The sequence below is a fragment of the Oikeobacillus pervagus genome (assembly GCF_030813365.1).
In the GTDB taxonomy this organism is placed as follows: domain Bacteria; phylum Bacillota; class Bacilli; order Bacillales; family DSM-23947; genus Oikeobacillus; species Oikeobacillus pervagus.
Map to the genome: position 1 here is coordinate 1 of NZ_JAUSUC010000021.1, position 23,285 is coordinate 23,285.

Here is a 23,285-nt window from a genome sequence, read left to right on the forward strand (position 1 = left end):
AAAAATTTAATTCAAAGTCAACTTAAGCAGTGGATCTCTGGCCTTCCTAGTTATATCAAGGGTTATTTGTCGATTTCACTCTGCGAAAGTTGAGTAAATAATAAAAGGAAAAATTAAATTAATATATAAAAAGATAAATTAGCTAAAAGGAATTTAAATGTTCATGTCGAACTTATTTGCTTAGGAGATTCATCCCCTTCTTCACCCCAAATGATCCTTTTATCCCAAGAGTTCACAACATTGAATGATGATACTAACAAGGTATGAACCTTTCATACTGGATTTCCCATGCTTATCTCATTTACTAATCGATGCAAAGGATAGGTAAAATATAATATAACTGAAAATTCTGATTAGTTTATCTATTCATCTAGAAAGTGAAGGCATTCCTTTTGGTTTTGGAGATAGGGAAGTAGTTGGCTACTCTTTCTGATAAATTTAAATGAACACATTCAGTCATTGGGAGAAGAAGGTCATTCATTGGGAGGAAGGCTCCAATTTCAACAAAAATATTTGTAAGAGGTGATGTTTTTGAAAACGGATGCAGAAAAAGCCATCCAACCCATTCTGTCTTATTCATTTACCGTAGAAAAAGGCAAAATCAAAGAATTTGTCCAATCGATTGGGGATTCTCTTCCTATTTATTACGAGGAGGAAGAAGCGAACAAGGCAGGTTATAAAGGGATCCCTATTCCACCAACTTTTGCAACTGTCGTTGATTTTTGGGGTGGGTTGGATTTTGAGACTTTAATGAAGGCATTAAAGTTAAATCCATTAAAGGTGTTGCATGGAGAACAAGAATATCAATATTTTGCACAAATTTATGCAGGGGATCCATTGGATGTTACAGCAAAAGTGTTGAAACAAATTGAAAAAAAGAATATGAGGATGTTTGTCATAGAAACCGAATATGCCAGAGTTGGGGAGAAGGTGCTAGTCGCCCGCTCAACCATCATCGAAACAAAATAGATAGGGAGGGGAAGTTTTTGATTTTACAGCCTGTAAGGAAAGAGGAAATCACCCATACTCAATTGGTGAAATATGCAGGGGCTAGCGGAGATTTTAATCCCATTCATACCGTTGTTCCCATTGCTCAAAAAGCAGGATTTAAGGATGTGATTGCTCATGGTATGTTAATCATGGGAATAGCTGGAGAAGCATTGGGAAAATGGGGTTTACAAAAGCAGTTAAAGCAATTTAAAGTGAGATTCCAAGCGATGACATTTCCCGGCGAGAAACTGATTGTAGAAGGTAAATTAAATGATCCATTGATTGAAAATGGGGAAGTATTTAAAACCGGTGAAATCATCATCAAAAACGAACAAGATGAAGTGAAATTAAAAGGGTCATTTCGATTATCCCATATGTAAGGGAACAATAAACTTATGAGTAATAGAGGGCTATATAACGAGGAAGGAAGATCTGGCATCTTTTATTTAGCTCCCCGCTGTAAAATTTACAAATGATCAAGTACTTCATATTAATGGAGGTTAGTATACATGATGCTAGCGAATATTGTCATACTCGATTTTACTCAGTACTTACCTGGTCCATATGCCTCTTTACGGTTAGCAGATCTTGGGGCAGACGTCATTAAAATCGAAGGACCCAATGGTGATCCTGCCAGATATTTAAGTGGTGGAAAAGTATATGAGGCAAATAATCGTAATAAAAAAAGTCTTAGCTTTAACTTGAAAGATAAACAACAAGTGGAACAAGTATGTGAACTGATCAAGAAAGCGGATGTGATCATGGAGAGCTTTCGACCTGGTGTGATGGCGAAACTTGGTTTAGGCTATGACCAAGTTCGTACATTGAAAGAAGACATCATCTATTGCTCATTAACAGGGTTTGGCCAACAAGGACCATTGAGTACGCTAGGAAGTCATGATTTAAATTATATGGCTTTGGGTGGTGCCTTATCCCAATTGAAAGATGAAAATGGCAAACCTGTTCATCCATCGATTACATTTGCTGACTTAATTGGGGGAATGATGGCTTCAGAAGCGATATTAAGTGCATTAGTTCAAAGAGAAAGAACGGGTGAAGGGAAGTATATTGATTTAGCTTTGGCTGACTCTATTGTTTCATTAATGACAACACATGTTTTATATAAGGAAGGAAGGGGGATTCCTAGCTTGGATGGCTCTCTCATTTGCTACCATCTATATGAAACAAAGGATGGACGTTTCATCAGTTTAGCTGCCCTTGAATTGAAATTCTGGCAGCAGTTTTGTCAAGCAGTAGGTCATGAAGAATGGATCCCTCATCATGTTTCAAAAGCAGATCCACTTAACCCCATTTATAAAAATGTCAAAGAGCTTTTTCTTTCTAAAAGATTGACTGAATGGTCAGAATTTAGTAAAAAAGTCGATTGTTGTATGGCTCCAGTATTAGAAATGAATGAAGTCATTGACCACCCGTATATAAAGGAGAGAAATTTGATCAGGTCTTCACCATGGGATGAACTTCAAGTGATGACGACCAATCGTTCAGCAGAATTAAGAAAGCCCCCAGCACTAAACGAACACTCAGTACAAAATCTATCAACTAATCAATAAATGAAAATTTGAATATGGAACTTTGGACATTCATTCTATCAGAACGCTTTTTACCAAATGGATATGAATAAGTAATGGGTTGACTTAGTCAATGATAAAAAAACAAAATTGGGAGGACTGGTCCTTATGATGAATACGCCACTATTATTATCTTCTATGATTGAGAGAGCTGAGCAATATTTTCCAGGAAAACAAGTCATTTCACGTACTCTTGGAGGGATTCAACGTTTCACCTATAAGGAAATTGCTGAAAGAACAAGAAGATTAGCAAGCGCTTTAGAGAAGTTAGGTATGCAAAAAGGAGATAAGGTTGGGACGTTCGCATGGAATCATCACCGCCATTTAGAAGCCTACTTTGCGGTCCCATGCCGCGGTGCTTTACTTCATATGGTGAATATTCGATTGTCACCTGAACATTTAGTATATGTGATCAATCATGCTGAAGATAAAATATTATTAGTGGATGAAGATTTACTCCCTTTAATTGAAAGAATCCAGGAACAATTAGAAACGGTTGAATGCTATGTTATTATGAGTGATCAGAAAGAAGTTCCTAACACAACCCTACCAAATGCTTTTTCCTATGAAGCTTTATTAGATGTTGGGGATCCAACAATGCCTTTCCTTCACGATTTAGATGAAAACACACCTGCAGGTATGTGCTACACATCCGCAACGACGGGCATGCCAAAAGGAGTGATCTATACGCACCGAAGTCTTGTTCTTCATACATTATCATTAGGATTGGCGGATTCATTTGGAATTCGTGAAGAGGATGTCATCATGCCTGTAGTCCCAATGTTTCATGTAAATGCTTGGGGAATGCCTTATGCAGGGACGTGGTTCGGTGCAACACAAGTATATCCGGGACCAGGATTATCACCAGCTGTCATCGCCCAATTAATCGAAGAGGAAAAAGTGACTGTAACAGCTGGTGTCCCAACGATCTGGTTAGGTTTATTAAAAGAGTTAGAAGAAAATCCGCGGGATGTAAGCTCCATTCGAGGTCTTGTTTCAGGTGGATCGGCTGCACCAAAAGGAATGATACGTGCTTTTATTGAAAAACATCAAATTCCATTTTATCAAGGATACGGAATGACGGAAACAAGTCCACTTGTCAGTCTATCAAAACTAACAACCACTCGAGCTGAAAAGGAAAAGGACCAGGCAATCGATATTATTGCTACTCAAGGGTTGGTGGTGCCTGGTCTTGAGGTCAGGGTTGTAAATGAAGATGGAGATGTCCCTCGTGATAGCAAGACAATGGGGGAATTAATCATACGAGGGCCATGGATTGCGGACTCCTATTATCGCGATGATCGTTCAAAGAATACCTTTAAGGATGGCTGGTTATATACAGGGGACATTGCAGTTCAAGATGAACACGGGTATATTCAAATAACAGATCGAACAAAAGATTTAATTAAGAGTGGGGGAGAATGGATTTCTTCCGTTAATTTAGAAAATGCGCTTATGTCACATGAGGCAATTTTTGAAGCGGCCGTAATTGCGGTCCCTCATGAGAAGTGGCAAGAAAGACCAGTTGCGTGCATTGTATTAAAAGATGCCTATAAACAGAAGATCACGAAAGAGGAAATCATCGATTATTTAAAGCCTCAGTTTGCAAAATGGTGGTTACCGGATGAAATCATCTTTATGGATGAAATTCCGAAAACATCTGTGGGCAAATTTTTAAAGCGGGAATTAAGAGAACAGTTGAAAGATTTCTTTGTTAAGCCGTAATATATATGACTGAACGGGGATGTCCATTGGGACGATCCCCGTTTTTGCGTTAAGAATTCAATCTACTTTCCACTTCTTGACAGACTTCATCAGCATTTCTACCGCTTGCGTCGATAATAGAATTCGCTGAACTTGTATCATGGATCCCCATGAAATTGGAATCCATTCCAGTTACGACAAAACAGTCACATCCGTTCACATCAGACGCACTTTTTAATTCCACGACATCATGCCCTTTTTCCTTTAACACTTGAGCAACATTTTGTAATGATTGTTCTACTCCTACCTTTGCCATATGTAACACCTCCTGAGAATATTTTCTACATATTATTGGTTTTTATCCGAAAAAATAAAGAGAAAATATTTCGATTTCCGAATGAAATTCCGATTAGAACTTTCCTATCTTGTGATAATGTGATTAAATATACACTATATTTTAAATTTCCATCACCATGTATGATCAGGAAATGTTCTTTAATAGAGGTAGGTGGTCGAAGCCTAATGTTTATTAAAGACTGTTGCTAGATAGTCTAAAGGGGTGGTAACCATGAAAAAAATAGTTTTTTTTATTTTGCAAATTATAGGTTTATGTCTGATTAATAAGCTTGGGATGATCATCGCCGAGCGGTTTCATTTACCGTTACCTGGGAATGTATTAGGGATGTTGTTGCTATTTATTTTTTTACTCACAGGGGTGATCAAAATCCAATGGATCGAGGAAGGTGCCCAATTTTTAAATAAGCATTTGTCTTTTTTCTATATTCCTATTGCGGTTGGGTTAATGAACTATGGTGATTTTTTCTTAAAAAATGGAGTGGCATTAGCCGTTATATTGTTTGGCAGTTCCATTATCGGACTTTGTGTAACAGGTGGGGTCACCCAATTTTCAGCAAAAGGAAAGGAGGAAATGGTTCATGGAAAACATCATCACACCTTATAGTATCATCGTGACGATCGCGGTCTATATTTTTTCGCTATTCCTTTCGAAAAGATTTCCTTCTCCATTAACATCACCTGTATTTATTAGTACGGCCATTATTATATTCATTTTAATCAAGTCTGGCATCACTTTTGAGGAATATACACCAGCAAAAGATATTATGACCTTTTTATTAGGTCCTGCCACAGTCGCATTGGCTGTTCCTATTTATCATAATAAGGAAGTAATTATGAAAAAAATGTTTCCAGCTGTAACGGGTTTATTGCTAGGGACCATTTCGACCATTGTTTCTGCATTAATATTTGTCAAAGTCTTTCAATTATCAGATATGATTGCAGCTTCCGTTGCCACCAAATCGGTCACAACCCCGGTCGCGATTGAAGCGACAAAATTAATCGGTGGAGACCCAGCTCTTGCAGCAGCTTTTGTAATGGTAACCGGTCTTTTCGGTGCGATGTTAGGGCCATGGATCATGAATATATCAAGAATTACAGATCCATTTGCCCGCGGATTAGCGACAGGAACCGTCGCCCATGGGTTTGGAACAGCGCAAATTGCCATGGAAGGCCCTCTTCAAGGAGCTGTATCAGGAGCAGCGATGGGGTTTGCGGCCATTATTACATCCTTCATCTTACCTTGGCTATTTCCATTGATGTTTTGAACCAATGAATAAAAGGGTAAAAATAAGCCATAGTAAGTTTGAGGTGATCTCATATGGGCAAAAGAAAAAAAGATCCGACAACAATTGGCTTAAATTCTTCACAAGTAGAAGGACAAGGAACAACGGAACAAGAAACAGGTCATAAAAGCCGTTCGTCTTCTCAAAAAAAGCAAAATAGAATGTAAAATCAAGACCATGATAGGGACTATCCTAAAATCAGTTTTCACCGATTTTAGGATAGTCTTTTTATTGTGAAAAATGGTGCATATCCTGATGCGAGAGGGTAGATTTTGTCGAAAAATCGATATATGGCAAAAGTCGATGATAAATACCTGAAACCCGATCATATAAGGCAAAAGTTGATGATAAATCCTAAAAGTCATTCAAAATCGCTCATCAATAAATCCTGAAATTCTTTTACAGTACTTAAAATATTTAGAAAATTCAAAAACGGTATTGATTAATTACTTAACAAAGTTTATGATAGGAACATACCAACCGGTTAGTTAAATTTAAAAAGGGGGTAGTTCGAAATGGATTTTTCTTATTCAGACAAAGTGAAAGCACTTCAATTAAAATTGAAAGAATTTATGGATGAACATATTTACCCGAATGAAGGCAAATATGAAGGACAATTGAATGAACAACCATCACGGTGGTCCGCTGTTCCACCCATTATGGAAGAATTGAAGGAAAAGGCAAAGAAGGCTGGACTCTGGAACTTATTTTTGCCAGAAAGTGAATATGGTGCTGGGCTCACCAATCTAGAATATGCCCCATTGTGTGAAATTATGGGAAGAAGCATGATTGCCCCGGAAGTATTTAACTGTAATGCTCCAGATACAGGAAATATGGAGGTTTTAGTTCGTTATGGTAGCGAGAGTCAGAAACAACAATGGTTAGAGCCGTTACTTTCAGGAGAGATTCGTTCTTGCTTTTCGATGACAGAGCCAAATGTCGCAAGTTCAGATGCGACCAATATTGAGGCTAGTATTATACGAGATGGCGATGAGTATATCATTAATGGCACAAAATGGTGGTCATCAGGTGCGGGGGATCCCAGATGTAAAATAGCGATTGTAATGGGAAAAACGGATCCAAATGCAGAGCGACATGTCCAACAATCAATGATTCTTGTTCCCCTTGATACACCAGGAGTTAAGATCGTCAGAATGTTACCTGTATTTGGATATGATCATGCTCCACATGGTCATGCTGAGATTCAATATGATCATGTTCGGGTGCCAGCTGAAAATATCATTTGGGGCGAAGGGAAAGGTTTCGCTATTGCTCAAGGCCGACTTGGACCTGGAAGGATTCATCATTGCATGAGATTGATCGGTGCAGCAGAACGGGCGTTAGATGACCTTTGTGAGCGTGTTCAAGATCGAGTGGCTTTCGGAAAACCACTAGCGGAACAGGGGGTAATCCTTGAATGGATCGCTGAATCACGAATTGAAATTGAACAAGCAAGACTGTTAACTCTCAAGGCTGCCTATATGATGGATACAGTTGGAAATAAAGTGGCGAAAAAAGAAATTGCCATGATCAAAGCGGTTGCCCCAACGATGGCATTGCGTGTGTTAGATCGTGCCATCCAAGCATATGGTGCAGCGGGTGTCAGTAATGATACAACTTTAGCTTCTCACTGGGCGAATGCTCGTACTTTGCGATTGGCAGATGGTCCAGATGAAGTGCATAAAGCTCAAATTGGAAAGCTTGAATTGCGTGAACACCAGAAAAGACGAGCGATGGTATGAGTTCATTTAAGGGAGAGGAAAGGGGAATTGGAGAAATGCATGTAAAAGAATTATTTGATCTTACTAACAAAACAGCGGTTGTGTCAGGCGGGGGACGTGGCTTAGGGAAACAAATAGCAAAGGCTCTTGCAGAGGCAGGAGCGAACATCGTTTTATGTTCCCGTCGAGTTGAGAATTGTGAAGAAGTGGCGGAAGAACTACGATCCACATTAGGGACTAAGACACTAGCTTTAAAATGTGATATTAGTTGTCAGGAAGATGTGCAAGAGGTTGTCACACAAACGGTTCGAATGTTTGGAAGCATTGATATTTTAGTGAATAATAGTGGGGCCACATGGGGAGCACCGGCTGAAGAGATGCCATTAGAAGCATGGAATAAAGTCATAAATGTCAATGTCACGGGTACATTTCTAATGTCACAAGCTGTTGGAAAGCAAATGATGAAGCAAAAGTCAGGGAAAATTATTAATATGGCATCGATTGCAGGACTTGGAGGGACGGATCCCAATTATATGGATACGATTGGCTATAATACAAGCAAAGGGGCAGTATTGACCCTAACAAAAGATTTAGCTGTTAAATGGGGGCAGTATAATATACAAGTTAATGCGATCGCACCGGGCTTTTTCCCGACAAAGATGTCAGAAGTATTAATTGAGAATGGCAGGGACTTCTTTTTAGGTCTAACTCCTCTAAAAAGACTCGGCAATGAGAATGATTTAAAAGGGGCAGCTGTTTTCCTTGCGTCAAAGGCATCCGATTATATGACTGGGGATACGATCATCATCGACGGGGGGACACATGCTTCAATATAGAAATGTACTTAAAAAGTTCTAAACAGGATGAACACACGAAATAGGGGAAGTAATGGTGATAATCATTTTGCCATTCATGAGAATATCACTCTCGTTCGTATGGTATAATTTTCTTAAAAAAAGAACTGAGAGGGTTTTGAAATGAAAGGCGCTATTATGGAACAGAGCATCGAACTTTTTGCGAATAAGGGATTTAAAGAAACATCGATTCAAGATATCATGGATGTTCTAAACGTAACAAAAGGAACTTTTTATTATTATTATAAAAGTAAAGAAGAAGTACTGATGGATATTCAATATCAATATATTAATCGTCTTTTGGATAGTCAGGAAAAAATTATCCATGATGAAGAAACATCCTATCAAGAAAAATTACATGAAATTATTTTTAAATTACTCAATGATATTGAAAAAGAAGGTCTGCGAGCAAAAGTATTTTTCCGTGAAATGCGACATTTAACAAATGAGCACTTAAATCAAATCATGGAGAAACGTGATCAATTTAAAGAAAATATTCAACTTGTCGTGGAAGAAGGAATCAAGAAAGGGGAATTTCGTTCTGATTTACCCCCTAATATTGTGACGTTCGGCATTTTAGGCATGGCCAATTGGAGTTATTTTTGGTTTAAACCTGAAGGACCCATCCCAGATGTAGAGGTGGCTAAAATTTTTTACAAAATGTTACTCGAAGGGATCGAGAAGAAAGAATAATTGATCGTATTGTACGGTCTTGCTTTGGTTTGCCTCAGGGATATTATCAAATACTATCCAGTTAGTAGGACAGGAAGGAAACATCTACTAGCGAAATGACGGAAAGGTGTGGTCAAATGGCACATATGATCCCTGTGCGTAAAGGGGAAGAATTAAATATAGAAAGGTTACAAGCCTACTTGCATCAAACAATAGAAGATTTACCTAATGAACCGTTAATCATTCAACAGTTTGGCACAGGTGCGTCCAATCTTACCTATTCAATTTCCATAGGAGACTTTGAGGTGGTCCTTCGTCGTCCACCGATGGGACCTGTTGCCCCAAAAGCACATGATATGGAAAGGGAATATCGTATTTTGAAGACGATTTCTGAAGTTCTACCCATCGCCCCAACTCCTTATTGCTATTGTGAAGATGAAACGATTATCGGAAAACCATTTATTATCATGGAAAGAAAACATGGGGTGTTAGTTGATACATCTTTTCCAGAAGGAATTACTCCCACCCCATTACTAGGGAAGCAAATATCTGAAATAATGGTCAATACGTTAGTAGAACTGCATGAAATTCCATACAAAGGAAGCGCTTTAGAGAAGATGAGTAAACCAGACGGATTTTTGGAAAGGCAAGTTCACGGGTGGTTAAAACGATATGATAAAGCCAAGACCGACGACATCCCTGAAGTAGAGCTTTTGAAAAAATGGTTGCTCATGCATATTCCACTTTCTCCGAGACCAACCATCATACATTATGATTATAAATTAAACAATGCTCTCTTTTCAGAAGATTTATCGAAAATGATAGGTCTTTTTGATTGGGAGATGACAACCATTGGCGATCCCTTAGCAGATGTTGGGGCAGCCATGAGCTATTGGATAGAGAAGAATGATCCAGAAGTTTTAAAAATGGGGTTTGGCAAACCGCCTGTAACGGTATATGATGGATTTTATACGAGAAAAGAATTCATAGAATCGTATAGTAAAAAGAGCGGCCGGGATGTCTCGAACATTCATTTTTATGTTACGTTTGCCTATTTTAAATTGGCTGTCATTTGTCAGCAAATATATGCCAGATATAAAAAAGGACAAACAAATGATGAACGTTTTGCCCGATTTGGTTCATTTGTCAAAATGTTAATTCAACATTCCTTGCATATGGCTCATGAAAAGTTTTGAGGTGTTTTAATTGTCAACAAAAATACAAGTCGTCATGAAAAAGGAAGATTTGGATTCGAAAAAATTGTCAGGAAATATTGCCGTTGTTTTCGATGTATTGCTTGCTACTTCCACGATCACAGCTGTATTACAAGAGGGAGCAAATGAAGTCATCCCTGTGTTTAATTGGGAAGAAGCATTAGAACAATCCCGTGCTTTTTCAACAGACAGCATCATATTGGCCGGAGAAAAAGAAGGGGAAACAATCGAAGGGTTTATTGCACCATATCCAAGTCTTCTGCGAAATCAAGTTCAAGGAAAGACCGTATTTCTATCTACAACGAATGGAACAGTGGCCATTCGTAAATCACAGACGGCGAAGAAGATGTACATTGCATCATTATTAAATTGTCAAGCAGTAAGTGAAATGCTAGTTCAAAAGCATCAAAATGAAACCATTGTACTTATATGTTCAGGTTCCCGTGGGCAATTTTGTATAGAGGATTTCTATGGTGTAGGTTATATGATTCATTGTTTACTAGAAAAATTACAAGCTGATTTGACCGATTCTGCCTTAGCAGCCCATTTATTTTATAAGCAGTATGAAAATGATGGCTATGAAATTTTACGGAATTCGAAAATCGGAAACATGCTAGTCGAATATGATTTTGGACATGAAATCACTTTCGTATCAAAAAAAAGTGTGTATGATATCGTCCCGATTTGGCAAGATGGAAAGATGGTATTAAAGGATAGCCATCTACAGAGATGAAGCAAGAAGGATGTCTCAAGAGATTTTACTTTTGAGACATCCTTTTTCATTTCAGTGTAAGTGATCCGATTGCTTTCTTTCACATAGAAAGCGTTTTTGGTAAATAGGAAATATAGGAAACATCATCGTACTTTTGAATGATTTTAAAATATTTACGGCTTATGTGATATGGCTCACCTACTGGCTCTTCCTTTTGTTTTATTTTAAATATGTAGTCAGAATGAAAGGAGGAGCATAGGGCATGAACGGGAATCAAACAAAACATAACAAATCGAAGAACAGCTTCTTAAAAGGAGTTCTGGTCTTCACACTCATTGTTAGTTTTTCCGTCTTATTATTAGGGGGATATTGGATATTTAAAGAGTTGGCACCTCGGCCATTAGAAGTTCAAACTGAAAATGGTGAAGTGTTAATGACGAAGAAATCGATTCAAGGAGGGCAAGCCGTTTTCCAAAAATATGCCCTCATGGATTACGGTACTGTGCTGGGTCACGGATCTTATATGGGCCCTGATTATACAGCCGAATCATTAAAAATCTATACAGAAGGAATGCAAGATTTTAAAGCACAAGCAAAATATCACAAAGACTTTCGTAAACTATCAGATGATGAAAAAACAATCATCCGTAAAGTGGTTATCAAAGAAATGAAAAAGAACCGCTATGATAAGAAAATGGACCAACTCGTACTAACAGATGCACAAGTGAATGGATATAAAGAAGTTCAAAAATATTATCGCGACATTTTCACAAATGGTGATGGTTGGGGATTAAAAGCCGGCTTAATCGATGAGAAAGACATGCCAAAAAATAATCGAAGCTGGGTAGATAATCAAGACCAACTAAAACAGGTTTCAGATTTTATTTTCTGGACTGCATGGCTTTCTAGTACCAAACGACCGAATGATGATATTACGTATACAAACAACTGGCCATATTTTGAGGATGCCGGAAATTCGATGTCATTTTCAGCAGTATGGTGGAGTGGGGCTAGTGTAACTCTATTAATCTTCTTTATTGGAGTCATTTTATACTTTTTTAATCGTTATCGCTTGGGGATGGAGGAAGCCTATTCGAATGGACAGTTTCCATCCTTTAATTTAAATAACCAGCCTGTGACGATTTCGCAAGTGAAAACAGGGAAATACTTTGCGGTCATTGCCATCCTTTTCCTTGTGCAATCACTTCTAGGTGCTTTACTTGCACACTACTATATTGAGCCTGATAGCTTTTTCGGAATCCAATGGATCGCAGACTTATTACCATTTAGCATTGCGAAAGGTTATCATTTGCAATTAGCCATCTTTTGGATCGCCACTTCTTGGTTAGGGATGGGAATCTTTATCGCTCCACTTGTTGGTGGAAAAGAACCGAAAAAACAAGGGTTGCTTGTAGATATCTTATTCTGGGCATTAGTCTTTTTAGTAGGTGGAAGCCTTGTTGGTCAATGGTTAGGTGCTAACGGATATCTTGGAAATATGTGGTTCCTATTCGGTCACCAAGGAATGGAATATCTTGAACTTGGGCGTGTTTGGCAGTTTATTTTGGCAGCTGGAATGGGGATTTGGTTGTTCATCGTATTTAGAGGAATTAAGCGCAGTCTAAAAAAAGAAACTGATAAAGGTGGATTGGTCCATCTACTCTTCTATTCAGCCATTGCCGTACCAGCATTCTATTGTTTTGCTTTTCTATTTAACCCTGGAACAAACATTACAATGGCCGATTTCTGGCGCTGGTGGATCATTCACTTATGGGTAGAAGGAATTTTTGAAGTATTTGCTGTTGTTGTCATCGGTTTCCTACTCGTACAAATGAATTTAGTCACAAAGAGATCAACCGTTCGTTCTTTATACTTCCAACTTACCTTATTACTTGGAAGTGGTGTACTTGGAATTGGACACCATTATTACTATAATGGATCGGCAGAAGCTTGGATTGGTTTAGGGGCTGTGTTCTCTGCTTTAGAGGTTATTCCATTAACATTATTGATTTTAGAAGCCTATGAACAATACAAGATGATGCGCGACGGCGGTGTTCATTTCCCTTATAAATCTACTTTCTGGTTCTTAATTTCGACCGCTATTTGGAATCTAGTTGGAGCAGGTGTCTTAGGATTCTTAATCAACTTGCCTGCAGTAAGTTATTTTGAACATGGACAATTTTTAACTCCAGCACACGGACATGGATCAATGATGGGCGTATACGGAATGTTTGCGATCGCCGTTGTTTTGTTCTCCTTAAGAAATATTGTAAAGCCTGAAGCTTGGAACGATAAATTATTAAAGATTAGCTGCTGGTTATTAAATATCGGGTTGGCTGGAATGGTCTTTGTATCACTTTTACCAATCGGTTACCTACAATTGAAAGAAGGATTTAAAAACGGGTACTGGGCATCTAGAAGTCCTGAATTTTTGCAACAAGATATCGTGCAACATTTATTACTCCTTCGTTCAGTACCAGACACCATCTTTTTACTAGGAATAGTTCCATTCGTCTACTTTTGTGTGAAAGTGTTATTTAACTTAAGAAAACCGACACATAAAGAAAACGAAGAGCTACCTGTAAAAGATTTGACAAAAGACGAAGAATAACCATTCATTCTCCAGTTGAAATTGAGTTTTCAACTGGAGTTTTTTTGTCCTTTTTTTGAATGAAGGAACGTTTAAAGGGAAATGTATACATAAAAAATATCGCAGGAGGGGGATTAAGTGAATCGGCCAGGTTTACAGTTACTCTTACAAACAAGCAGTTTAGTTGTTGGATTTATGGTTTGGGTGATTTTATCGTCTTTAATGCCGTTTATTTCGAATGATATTCATTTAAATTCGGGGGATATTGCTTTAATAACAGCAGCTCCCGTGATTCTTGGATCTTTATTACGGGTCCCAATTGGCTATTGGACGAACCGCTTTGGAGCTAGAATTCTATTTTTCATTAGTTTCATCGTCTTGTTATTTCCAGTTTATTATGTGAGTAAAGCGAATTCAATGGCAGATTTAATGATAGGTGGATTATTAATTGGGGTTGGAGGGGCGGTTTTTTCGGTTGGAGTCACTTCATTACCTAAATATTATCCGAAAGAAAAGCATGGATTTGTGAATGGGATTTATGGAGCGGGAAATATTGGAACGGCGATCATATCTTTTGCGGCACCAGTCGTTGCTAATTTATATGGATGGAGAATCACTGTCAATCTTTTTTTAATTTTACTAGTGGCCTTTGCATTATTTAATTTTTTATTTGGAGATCGTAAAGAGCCTAAGGTGAACACTCCATTAATGGAACAGATCAAAGGCGTTTACCGTAACTCTACTTTATGGTTTCTTTGTTTGTTTTATTTTATAACATTCGGTGCATTTGTTGCGTTTACCATTTATTTACCGAATTTTCTCGTCAATCATTTTGAACTAGACAAAGTAGATGCAGGGATGAGAACAGCGGGGTTTATCGCAATCGCTACAATTCTCCGTCCTGTTGGGGGTTGGCTTGGGGATAAAATCAATGCCTTTTTCATTTTGATGCTCGTGTTTTTCGGTCTAACATTTTCTGGATTTTTATTATCATTTACTCCTTCCCTTACTATTTACACGATTGGTTGTTTGGCAGTGGCTATATGTTCAGGGATTGGAAATGGAGCGGTCTTTAAGCTTGTCCCGATGTATTTCTCGAAACAAGCAGGAATTGTCAATGGGATTGTCGCGGCCATGGGGGGTCTTGGTGGTTTTTTTCCACCCATTGTCCTTACGATTTTATTTGATTGGACAGGCCATTATGCGATTGGATTTATGGCTTTGTCCGAATTCTCCTTAGCAAGCCTAATTCTTGTCATCTGGATGTATTACAAAGAACGGCTATTTGTAGCAGATAATGTGTTGAATAATACAGCTGCTGGGCTAATACTGACGGATCCAAAAGGAAAAATCACTAGAATTAATCCAGCATTTACAGCTGTAACCGGATATACAGAGGAAGAGGTCATAGGGAAGACTCCTGGGGTCCTAAGATCAGGAAAACATCATAAAAGCTTTTATGATCATATGTGGAAAAATATTATGGAAAAAGGATTTTGGCAAGGGGAAATTTGGAATAAACGAAAAAATGGAGAGACGTATTTAGAATTGTTAACGATTAGCGCTATTAAAAATGAGGCGGGAGAGGTGAAATATTATGCTGGAATGTTTAATGATTTGTCCCGATCAGACGTGTAAGCAAGCAGGAGAAATTGTAAGTCTAATTTTTTGATCATTCCCGTACAAAAAATATTTACCATATTTAAGAATAAAGCCGTCATGATTAGTAAAAACCATACATAGTGGAAACAAAGAAAAGGAGAGGAAAAGGATGGGTAAAAACTTATCTCCATTTTGGAAAAAGTTCTCTTTTTTCGGAAAGACAGTGGATGAGACAGACCATAGTATCATTTCACCTGAAAATCGGGAAATGGAGAAAATTTATCGCAGACGCTGGCAACATGATAAAGTGGTGCGAACGACACACGGAGTCAATTGTACAGGTTCATGTAGTTGGAAAGTCCATGTGAAAGACGGGATTATTACATGGGAAACCCAGCAAACAGATTATCCGACAACAGGACCAGATATGCCAGAGTATGAGCCACGAGGATGCCCACGGGGCGCTACATTCTCTTGGTATACGTATAGCCCATTAAGGGTTAGATATCCATATATTCGAGGAACGTTGCTTCATTTATGGAGGGAAGCCCTTAATGAGACAAAAGATCCGGTTAAAGCTTGGAAATGGATCGTCGAGGATGAAGAAAGACAAAAGCAATTTAAAAAAACACGAGGAAAAGGTGGCTTTGTCCGATCCTCTTGGGATGAAATGTATACCCTCATTTCCGCATCACTTATTTATACTATTCAGGAATATGGTCCAGATCGTATTTTTGGCTTTTCACCAATCCCAGCTATGTCGATGATCAGTTATGCTGCGGGCAGCCGATTTTTAAATTTATTTGGCGGAAGTTTATTAAGTTTTTATGATTGGTATGCTGATTTACCACCAGCTTCCCCACAAGTTTGGGGCGAACAAACAGATGTACCGGAAAGTTCTGATTGGTACAATTCTAGCTATTTACTAGTTTGGGGGTCTAACTTACCTCAGACAAGAACACCAGATTCCCACTTCATGGTAGAAGCTAGATACCGTGGAACTAAAGTAGTCGCAGTTGCCCCTGATTATGCCGAGTACGTAAAATTTGCTGACAATTGGCTCCCTGTAGAGGCTGGAATGGACGCGGCTTTAGCGATGGCGATGACTCATGTGATTTTAAAAGAATTTTATGTCGATCAACAAGTGGATTTTTTTAATGATTATGTGAAAAAGTACACAGATCTACCTTTTCTGATCACATTAAAGGAAAGGGATCAATATTTCGTAGCTGATAAATTTTTAAGAGCGAGTGACCTTGGAATGTCTCTATCAGAAGCTGAATGGAAAACCGTTGTTTTTGATCAAAAGTCAGGAAAATTTGCAGTACCTAACGGAAGTATTGGTCATCGCTGGGAAGATACACAACAATGGAATTTACATCTACAAGACCATGGAAACGGTTTAGGTGAAATTGATCCACTTCTAAGTTTTTTAGGTGAAGAAGATGAAGTGGTGTTGGCTGGATTTCCCCATTTTGGGGATGAAAAGAAGGAGATTTTAAAAAGAGGGGTACCAGTAAAGCGAATAGATCAAAAAGGAGAAACGGTTTATGTGACGACCGTGTTTGATTTAATGATGGCAAATTGTGGGGTGGATAGAGGATTATCAGGGGATTATCCGACTGATTATCACGATCCTGTTCCATATACACCAGCTTGGCAGGAAAAATTAACAGGAATCAATCGTCATCTTTGTGCCCAAATAGCGAGAGAATTTGCCCAAAATGCGATTGATTCCAATGGTCGGTCGATGATTATTATGGGGTCTGGAATTAATCATTGGTATCATTCAGATGTGATTTATCGAGCGATCTTAAACTTGGTATTATTAACGGGATCACAAGGTAGAAATGGGGGAGGTTGGGCCCATTATGTCGGTCAAGAGAAGGTACGTCCATTAGAAGGCTGGCAAACGATCGCAATGGCAAGGGACTGGGGAGGACCACCTAGATTACAAAATGGAACCTCTTTTTTCTATTTTGTAACAGAACAATGGCGCTATGAGGATCAGCGAATGGAAGAATTAACATCTCCTCTTATTGAGAAAGGCCGATACACTCATCCAGGAGATTATAATGTGTTGGCTGCACGTCTTGGTTGGATGCCATCCTATCCGCAATTTAATGAGAATTCATTGAAATTAGCCGAAAAAAGCGGAAAGAAAACAAATGATGAAGTGATCCAATACATCGTGGATCAATTAAAGGATGGTCATTTAAAATTTGCCATTGAAAACCCTGAGGATTCAAGGAATTTTCCGAAAGTTTTATTCGTTTGGCGTGCTAATTTAATTGGAAGTTCTGCAAAAGGACATGAATATTTTTTAAAGCATATGTTAGGAACCCATCATGGCAACCTAAGTGAACAAAATAGTGAACGTTCAACGGAAGAAATTAGTTGGGTGAATGAAATCCCCGAAGGAAAATTGGATTTATTAGTCAATATGGATTTTCGAATGAGTGGGACGGGATTGTACTCGGATATAGTTTTACCTGCGGCCACATGGTATGAGAAATATGATCTTTCAAGTACTGATATGCATCCATTTGTCCATCCATTTAATCCGGCAATCACTCCTCCTTGGGAAGCGAAGTCTGATTGGGACACATTTAAAAATTTAGCGAAACGTTTTTCGGAAATGGTAAAGCATAATATTTCCTCTCCTGTAAAAGATGTGGTCGCAACACCATTACTACATGATTCTCGTGATGAAATCAGCCAGGCATACGGGAGAGTTCCTGATTGGAAAAACGGGAAGGATGAACCGAAACCAGGAATCAATATGCCAAGAATTCATATCGTTGAACGTGATTTATCAAAGGTGTATGAAAAATTCATCTCATTAGGACCGAATGTGAAAGAGTCGATAGGAGCGAAGGGGATTGGCTGGGAGGCAAAAAAAGAGTATGAAAAATTAAAGGCAATGCTCGGAACGGCCACTCAAACAAAAAATTACAAGGATTGTCCTAGTCTTTATACAGATCGTAATGCAGCAGAAACGATTTTAACGCTTTCCAGTACAACCAATGGACAATTAGCGATGAAAGCTTGGAAGGCATTAGAAAGGAAATCTGGTCAGTCCTTAACAGATTTAGCGAGTGAACGGGCTGAGGAACATATTTCATTTGCAGAGATTACCGCACAGCCACAAAAAGTAATCTCTTCTCCCGTTTTTAGTGGTTCAGAGACAGGGAATCGACGTTACTCCCCGTTCACAACGAATATTGAACGAATGATTCCATTTCGTACCTTAACGGGACGTCAACATTTTTATTTGGACCATGATCTCATGTTAGAGTTTGGCGAGGAACTCCCAACATTTAAAGCCCCCCTAAAAAAACTTGCTTTTTACGAGCACGATCGCCGTCCAGCAAGCGGGAAACAGGAGATTACATTAAAATATTTAACCCCGCATTTTAAATGGTCGTTTCATAGTACATATGGAGATACTCTCCCGATGTTAACGTTATTCAGAGGTGGACCTCATGTGTGGTTAAATAATCAAGATGCAGAAACAGTTGGAATTGAAGATAATGACTGGATTGAAATGTACAACCGTAATGGAGTAGTTATTGCTAGGGCTGTTGTGAGCCACAGACTTCCAAGAGGTGTCGCTTTTATGTATCACGTACAAGATCGTGTCATCAATGTTCCAGGATCACCCATAACGAAACAGCGGGGGGGAACATTTAATAGTCCAACGAGGATTCATATGAAACCTACCCAATTAATAGGGGGATATGCACAGTTGAGCTTCGGATTTAATTACTATGGACCAACAGGAAATCAGCGAGATGAGCAAGTGGTCATTCGGAAGGTTGAGCGGAATGAGGTGAATTGGCTTGAAAATTAAAGCACAATATGGGATGGTCATGAATTTAGATAAATGTATTGGGTGTCATACCTGTAGTGTCACTTGTAAAAACACCTGGACAAATCGTCCAGGTGCAGAATATATGTGGTGGAATAATGTAGAGACAAGGCCGGGTGTTGGATATCCAAAAGAGTGGGAGAACCAGGAAGAAAAAAAAGGTGGCTGGGAAATGCGCGGTGGGAAGCTGGAGTTAAGAGCAGGTGGACGCGCAAGCAAACTATTGAATATTTTTTATAATCCTAATTTAACGACGATAGATGAGTATTATGAACCGTGGACATATGACTATGAGCATTTAATCAAGAGCCCTGAAAGTGAACATCAACCCGTAGCTCGACCGAAATCTCAGTTGACTGGGGAATACATGGATCTTAAATGGGGGCCAAACTGGGAAGATGATTTAGCAGGAGTTTATAAAACAGGACAGCGCGATCCGAATCGAGACGGGTTAGAAGAACAAGTGAAGTTTGAGTTCGAACAAGCCTTTATGATGTATCTGCCGAGGATTTGCGAACATTGTATCAATCCTTCTTGTTTGGCTTCCTGTCCTTCAGGTGCGATTTATAAGCGTGATGAAGATGGGATTGTCCTAGTAGATCAAAATGCCTGTAGAAGTTGGCGTTTTTGTATGACGGGTTGCCCGTATAAAAAAGTATACTTTAATTGGAAAACCCATAAAGCAGAAAAATGTACATTTTGTTTTCCGAGAATAGAAGCAGGAATGCCGACTGTTTGTTCGGAAACATGTGTGGGACGTATTCGGTATATCGGCCTCGTCTTATATGATGCAGAGAAAGTGTCGACGATTGCATCGTTAGAAAATGACCAAGATCTTTATGAGGCTCAGCTTGGAATGTTTTTAGATCCGCATGATCCGGATATTATCAGAGAGGCGAAGAAACAAGGAATAGCAGATGATTGGATCGAAGCAGCACAGCGCTCACCTGTGTATAAATTAGCTGTAGAACAAAAAATTGCACTTCCTCTTCATCCTGAATACCGTACACTGCCAATGGTTTGGTATGTACCACCATTAAGTCCTTTCATGAATGCTTTCGGTGGTCAAGCAGATTCAATTGATCCAAAAGTCATTTTCCCAACGATTGAACAGTTCCGAATCCCAATTGAATATTTAGCTAATTTATTTACAGCTGGGGATACAGTCGTGATTAAAAAGGTTCTTCGTAAACTTGTGGCGATGCGCACGTATATGAGGCAAGTGAATTTAGGAAAACCTATTGACCACAGCGTTTTAGAAGCGGCCGATATGACGGAAGAGATCGCTCGTGATATGTATGAGCTATCAGCGATTGCTAAATATTCAGATCGTTATGTCATTCCTAGTGCTCATCGTGAAAGGGCTGGCGATATGTTTAAAGGTCAAGGAAGTGTCGGGTATGAATTTATGGAAAGTTGTGATGCTTGTGCAGTAGGGAGCTATGACCAACAAGATCCACTTTTCTATTACGGAGAACAATATTGGAGGGATATGGATGAATCAAAGACAGAAGGTATTTAGTCTCGTATCAAAGTTCCTCCAATATCCAGATGAAGAGTGGCGAAACCTTGGGGAAATTGAAAGGGAGATTGAACAATGGAAATCACTTAAAATTCGACAACCATTGTTAAATTTTTTCCGATATTTGCATTCTACATTATATGAAAAACTATGTGAAAATTATGTATATACATTTGATTTTCACGATAAAACGACTTTATACTTAACGTTTTCTGTCTTTCAAGACCAATGTGATCGCGGACCCGCACTTGTTCAATTAAGACGGCAGTATTTGGAATCGGGTGTCGATTTATACTCGGATGAACTTCCAGATTATTTGCCACTTGTATTAGAATTTGCAGCGATTGCACCGGAAAAAGCGGCAGGGAAATTATTAAAGTTACATTTTCGAGCAATTCGACAATTGCAATTGGAACTTCAAGCGATCGGCAGTCCATATAGCGATTTATTAATGGCTTGTATCGAAACGATTGAAAGTTTGAAGTCGGAGGAAAAAGTGTCTTAAATACAATACTTGAAGGGTGGGATGTTATTGAGCTACCTTGATTATTTTCTATGGGTGATCTTTCCCTATATCGCCTTAGCTGTTTTCGTTCTTGGACATATATATCGTTATAATACAGACCAATTTGGGTGGTCAGCCAAATCGAGCGAATTTTTAGAAAAGGATCGTCTGAAATGGGGGAGTATTCTTTTCCATTGGGGAATCGTCTTTGTCTTCTTTGGTCATGTTGGTGGAATTTTAATTCCAAAACTATGGTTTGAAAGGATTGGAATTTCAGAGGAAGCTTACCACTTTGGTGCAGTCTGGTTTGGTGGTGTAGCAGGAGTGATGACAGTCATTGGAGGATTTTTGTTATTTGTGAGAAGGGTGTCGGTTAAACGGATTTTAGTCAATAGTTCACCTAGTGATTTTGTCAGTCTTGTCCTTCTCGGGATGGTCGTTCTTGCTGGATTTACCAATACTGTTGGTTTCACCACATCTGGTGGTACGTTTGATTATCGTGACTCACTTGGCCCGTGGTTCAGGGGGATTTTAACTTTTCGCCCAAAACCTGAACTGATTGCCAATGCTCCTTTTGGCTTTCGCTTGCATACCTTTTTGGCCTTTCTTTTGTTTGCTGTTTGGCCATTTACAAGGCTCGTTCATCTGTTTAGTTTGCCACTTGAATACTTAAAGCGAAAATACATCGTGTATCGAAAAATGAATCCAGCTGAAATGCAACGGAAAAATTAACTAAGACTTGAGACACTATGATGATGGATAGTGTCTTTCTTTTATTTTTTTCGGCAACAATAGTAGAGAGAAAGGAAGTGAACATATTGTCGGGACCATCATTACGGCAACTCCATGCACATCGTTCCATCCATGATGGTGCATATTCGGAGGCGAAAAGTTTAACTGATTTATTACTCAATTTGGTAAAAGATCATAAAGAAAAAGAGGCACTTGAAGTAGCAGATGCGTTAGTTGAACATTGGGAACAGAGGGTGATTGGTCATGCAGATTCTGAAGAAGAAGGCTTTTACTTAGAAGTCACAAAAAATAACCCAAAACTTCACGATAAAATTATTATGTTAACAAGAGATCATGATATCATTCGGACCTTCGCACGTGAAATTCGTGAGGAATTAAAGAAAAACAAAGTAACGGAAAACATATTAGATCGATTTAAAGCATTACTACTCATAAACAAGCTACATAGTCGGGATGAAGAACGATTTGTGTTTAAAATGGAGGAGAATTCATGAATTCATCATTGACAAGATGAAGAAAAGTGATAAGATTAAATCGAAATTAATCATTGAATGAATGACCACTAGGGGTGCCTTTCCTTAAAGGCTGAGATTAAAGTGTAACTTTAAAACTCTTAGAACCTGATCTGGTTGATGCCAGCGGAGGGAAGTGGAAATTGAGAGCTTATTTTGCTCGCCTTTTCACCACTTTCCTAATGTTGGAAGGTGGTTTTTTTCGTGCAATTAGGGGGAATGCACTTGTATAAAATCCATGCAATCACAAATGATTGCCTTCCATTTGATCGTCTCGTTCAGATTATTTTAGATATTCAATCAGAGGTTGATTTGATTCAAATAAGGGAAAAGCGCCTTACTGAACAAGAGCTTATGAAACTTGTTCAATATTTGATTAAATCTGGAGTTTGTAAAGAGAAATTAGTGATCAACACTCATTATGAAATCGCAGTAAATTACGGTTTGGCTGGAGTCCATTTGCCTGAAAATAGTCGCCATGCAACGGCAATCAAAAAAGCCTACCCCCATCTTATCGTTGGGCGCTCGATTCATTCTCTATCAAGTGCAATTCAGGCGGAAGAAGATCATGTAGACTATATGTTCTTTGGACATATTTTCCCAACCGCATCAAAAAAGAACGTTGCGGCTAGGGGTGTGGAATCACTCCGGGAAATTGTACAACATGTACATACACCTGTCATTGCGATCGGGGGAATTACCCCACAAAACGTCGAAAGGGTAATCCGGACGAATGCTTGTGGGATTGCCATTATGTCGGGTATTTTCAATGAGCCAAATTGGAAGTCAAAGATTCGCCAATATCAGCTCTATGGAAGAAAAGGGGAATGAAAT

The 23,285-nt window shown here is 38.8% G+C and carries 21 protein-coding genes and 1 riboswitch; of the genes, 20 read left to right on the forward strand and 1 reads right to left on the reverse strand.

Annotated elements, in window-relative coordinates; all coding sequences use genetic code 11:
• The first annotated feature begins 531 nt into the window (after positions 1-531).
• From J2S13_RS09360 to J2S13_RS09375, 4 genes are all read left to right on the forward strand, one after another.
• Positions 532-969: an FAS1-like dehydratase domain-containing protein gene (locus J2S13_RS09360; RefSeq protein WP_307257486.1), complete on the forward strand. Its 438-nt coding sequence runs from the start codon at positions 532-534 to the stop codon at positions 967-969.
• Positions 970-986: 17 nt separating this feature from the next.
• Positions 987-1,370 carry a MaoC/PaaZ C-terminal domain-containing protein gene (locus J2S13_RS09365; RefSeq protein WP_307257487.1) on the forward strand — a complete coding sequence of 128 codons (384 nt, stop codon included), beginning with the start codon at positions 987-989 and terminating at the stop codon, positions 1,368-1,370.
• A gap of 129 nt (positions 1,371-1,499) precedes the next feature.
• Positions 1,500-2,561, forward strand: a complete 1,062-nt coding sequence (locus J2S13_RS09370) for a CaiB/BaiF CoA transferase family protein (RefSeq protein ID WP_307257488.1) — start codon at positions 1,500-1,502, stop codon at positions 2,559-2,561.
• A 126-nt stretch (positions 2,562-2,687) separates the two neighbouring features.
• Positions 2,688-4,304 (forward strand): long-chain fatty acid--CoA ligase, encoded by a 1,617-nt coding sequence (locus J2S13_RS09375; protein ID WP_307257489.1) that lies wholly within the window; start codon positions 2,688-2,690, stop codon positions 4,302-4,304.
• A gap of 49 nt (positions 4,305-4,353) precedes the next feature.
• On the opposite strand, the gene J2S13_RS09380 is transcribed toward J2S13_RS09375, so the two are convergent.
• Positions 4,354-4,599 (reverse strand): YkuS family protein, encoded by a 246-nt coding sequence (locus tag J2S13_RS09380; RefSeq protein WP_307257490.1) that lies wholly within the window; start codon positions 4,597-4,599, stop codon positions 4,354-4,356.
• Between the two features lie 252 nt (positions 4,600-4,851).
• On the opposite strand from J2S13_RS09380, the gene J2S13_RS09385 reads away from it, so the two are divergent.
• From J2S13_RS09385 to J2S13_RS09460, 16 genes are all read left to right on the forward strand, one after another.
• Positions 4,852-5,244 carry a CidA/LrgA family protein gene (locus J2S13_RS09385; protein ID WP_307257491.1) on the forward strand — a complete coding sequence of 131 codons (393 nt, stop codon included), beginning with the start codon at positions 4,852-4,854 and terminating at the stop codon, positions 5,242-5,244.
• Positions 5,219-5,905 (forward strand): LrgB family protein, encoded by a 687-nt coding sequence (locus J2S13_RS09390; RefSeq protein ID WP_307257492.1) that lies wholly within the window; start codon positions 5,219-5,221, stop codon positions 5,903-5,905. The genes J2S13_RS09385 and J2S13_RS09390 overlap by 26 nt, the downstream gene beginning before the upstream one ends.
• A gap of 53 nt (positions 5,906-5,958) precedes the next feature.
• Positions 5,959-6,090, forward strand: a complete 132-nt coding sequence (locus J2S13_RS09395) for a YuzL family protein (protein WP_307257493.1) — start codon at positions 5,959-5,961, stop codon at positions 6,088-6,090.
• A 348-nt stretch (positions 6,091-6,438) separates the two neighbouring features.
• On the forward strand, positions 6,439-7,665 hold the full coding sequence (locus tag J2S13_RS09400; protein ID WP_307257494.1) for an acyl-CoA dehydrogenase: 1,227 nt from the start codon (positions 6,439-6,441) through the stop codon (positions 7,663-7,665).
• A gap of 35 nt (positions 7,666-7,700) precedes the next feature.
• Positions 7,701-8,480, forward strand: a complete 780-nt coding sequence (locus J2S13_RS09405) for an SDR family oxidoreductase (RefSeq protein WP_307257541.1) — start codon at positions 7,701-7,703, stop codon at positions 8,478-8,480.
• Between the two features lie 141 nt (positions 8,481-8,621).
• Positions 8,622-9,191, forward strand: a complete 570-nt coding sequence (locus J2S13_RS09410; protein ID WP_307257495.1) for a TetR/AcrR family transcriptional regulator — start codon at positions 8,622-8,624, stop codon at positions 9,189-9,191.
• A 116-nt stretch (positions 9,192-9,307) separates the two neighbouring features.
• Positions 9,308-10,366, forward strand: a complete 1,059-nt coding sequence (locus J2S13_RS09415; protein ID WP_307257496.1) for a phosphotransferase family protein — start codon at positions 9,308-9,310, stop codon at positions 10,364-10,366.
• 10 nt (positions 10,367-10,376) lie between these two features.
• Positions 10,377-11,117 carry a 2-phosphosulfolactate phosphatase gene (locus J2S13_RS09420; RefSeq protein WP_307257497.1) on the forward strand — a complete coding sequence of 247 codons (741 nt, stop codon included), beginning with the start codon at positions 10,377-10,379 and terminating at the stop codon, positions 11,115-11,117.
• A gap of 241 nt (positions 11,118-11,358) precedes the next feature.
• The gene (locus J2S13_RS09425; protein ID WP_307257498.1) at positions 11,359-13,707 is read left to right on the forward strand and encodes a nitric-oxide reductase large subunit; all 2,349 of its coding nucleotides are present in this window, start codon (positions 11,359-11,361) and stop codon (positions 13,705-13,707) included.
• Positions 13,708-13,824: 117 nt separating this feature from the next.
• Positions 13,825-15,324: a nitrate/nitrite transporter gene (locus J2S13_RS09430; RefSeq protein WP_307257499.1), complete on the forward strand. Its 1,500-nt coding sequence runs from the start codon at positions 13,825-13,827 to the stop codon at positions 15,322-15,324.
• Positions 15,325-15,457: 133 nt separating this feature from the next.
• Positions 15,458-19,141, forward strand: a complete 3,684-nt coding sequence (locus J2S13_RS09435) for a nitrate reductase subunit alpha (RefSeq protein ID WP_307257500.1) — start codon at positions 15,458-15,460, stop codon at positions 19,139-19,141.
• Positions 19,131-20,681: a nitrate reductase subunit beta gene (narH, locus tag J2S13_RS09440; protein WP_307257501.1), complete on the forward strand. Its 1,551-nt coding sequence runs from the start codon at positions 19,131-19,133 to the stop codon at positions 20,679-20,681. The genes J2S13_RS09435 and narH overlap by 11 nt, the downstream gene beginning before the upstream one ends.
• Positions 20,656-21,186 (forward strand): nitrate reductase molybdenum cofactor assembly chaperone, encoded by a 531-nt coding sequence (gene narJ, locus J2S13_RS09445; RefSeq protein ID WP_307257502.1) that lies wholly within the window; start codon positions 20,656-20,658, stop codon positions 21,184-21,186. The genes narH and narJ overlap by 26 nt, the downstream gene beginning before the upstream one ends.
• Before the next feature lie 27 nt (positions 21,187-21,213).
• Positions 21,214-21,918, forward strand: a complete 705-nt coding sequence (gene narI / locus J2S13_RS09450) for a respiratory nitrate reductase subunit gamma (RefSeq protein ID WP_307257503.1) — start codon at positions 21,214-21,216, stop codon at positions 21,916-21,918.
• An 86-nt stretch (positions 21,919-22,004) separates the two neighbouring features.
• Positions 22,005-22,433, forward strand: a complete 429-nt coding sequence (locus J2S13_RS09455) for a hemerythrin domain-containing protein (RefSeq protein WP_307257504.1) — start codon at positions 22,005-22,007, stop codon at positions 22,431-22,433.
• Between the two features lie 60 nt (positions 22,434-22,493).
• A riboswitch (TPP riboswitch) is annotated at positions 22,494-22,603 on the forward strand.
• A 73-nt stretch (positions 22,604-22,676) separates the two neighbouring features.
• Positions 22,677-23,282 (forward strand): thiamine phosphate synthase, encoded by a 606-nt coding sequence (locus J2S13_RS09460; protein WP_307257505.1) that lies wholly within the window; start codon positions 22,677-22,679, stop codon positions 23,280-23,282.
• Positions 23,283-23,285 lie beyond the last annotated feature (3 nt).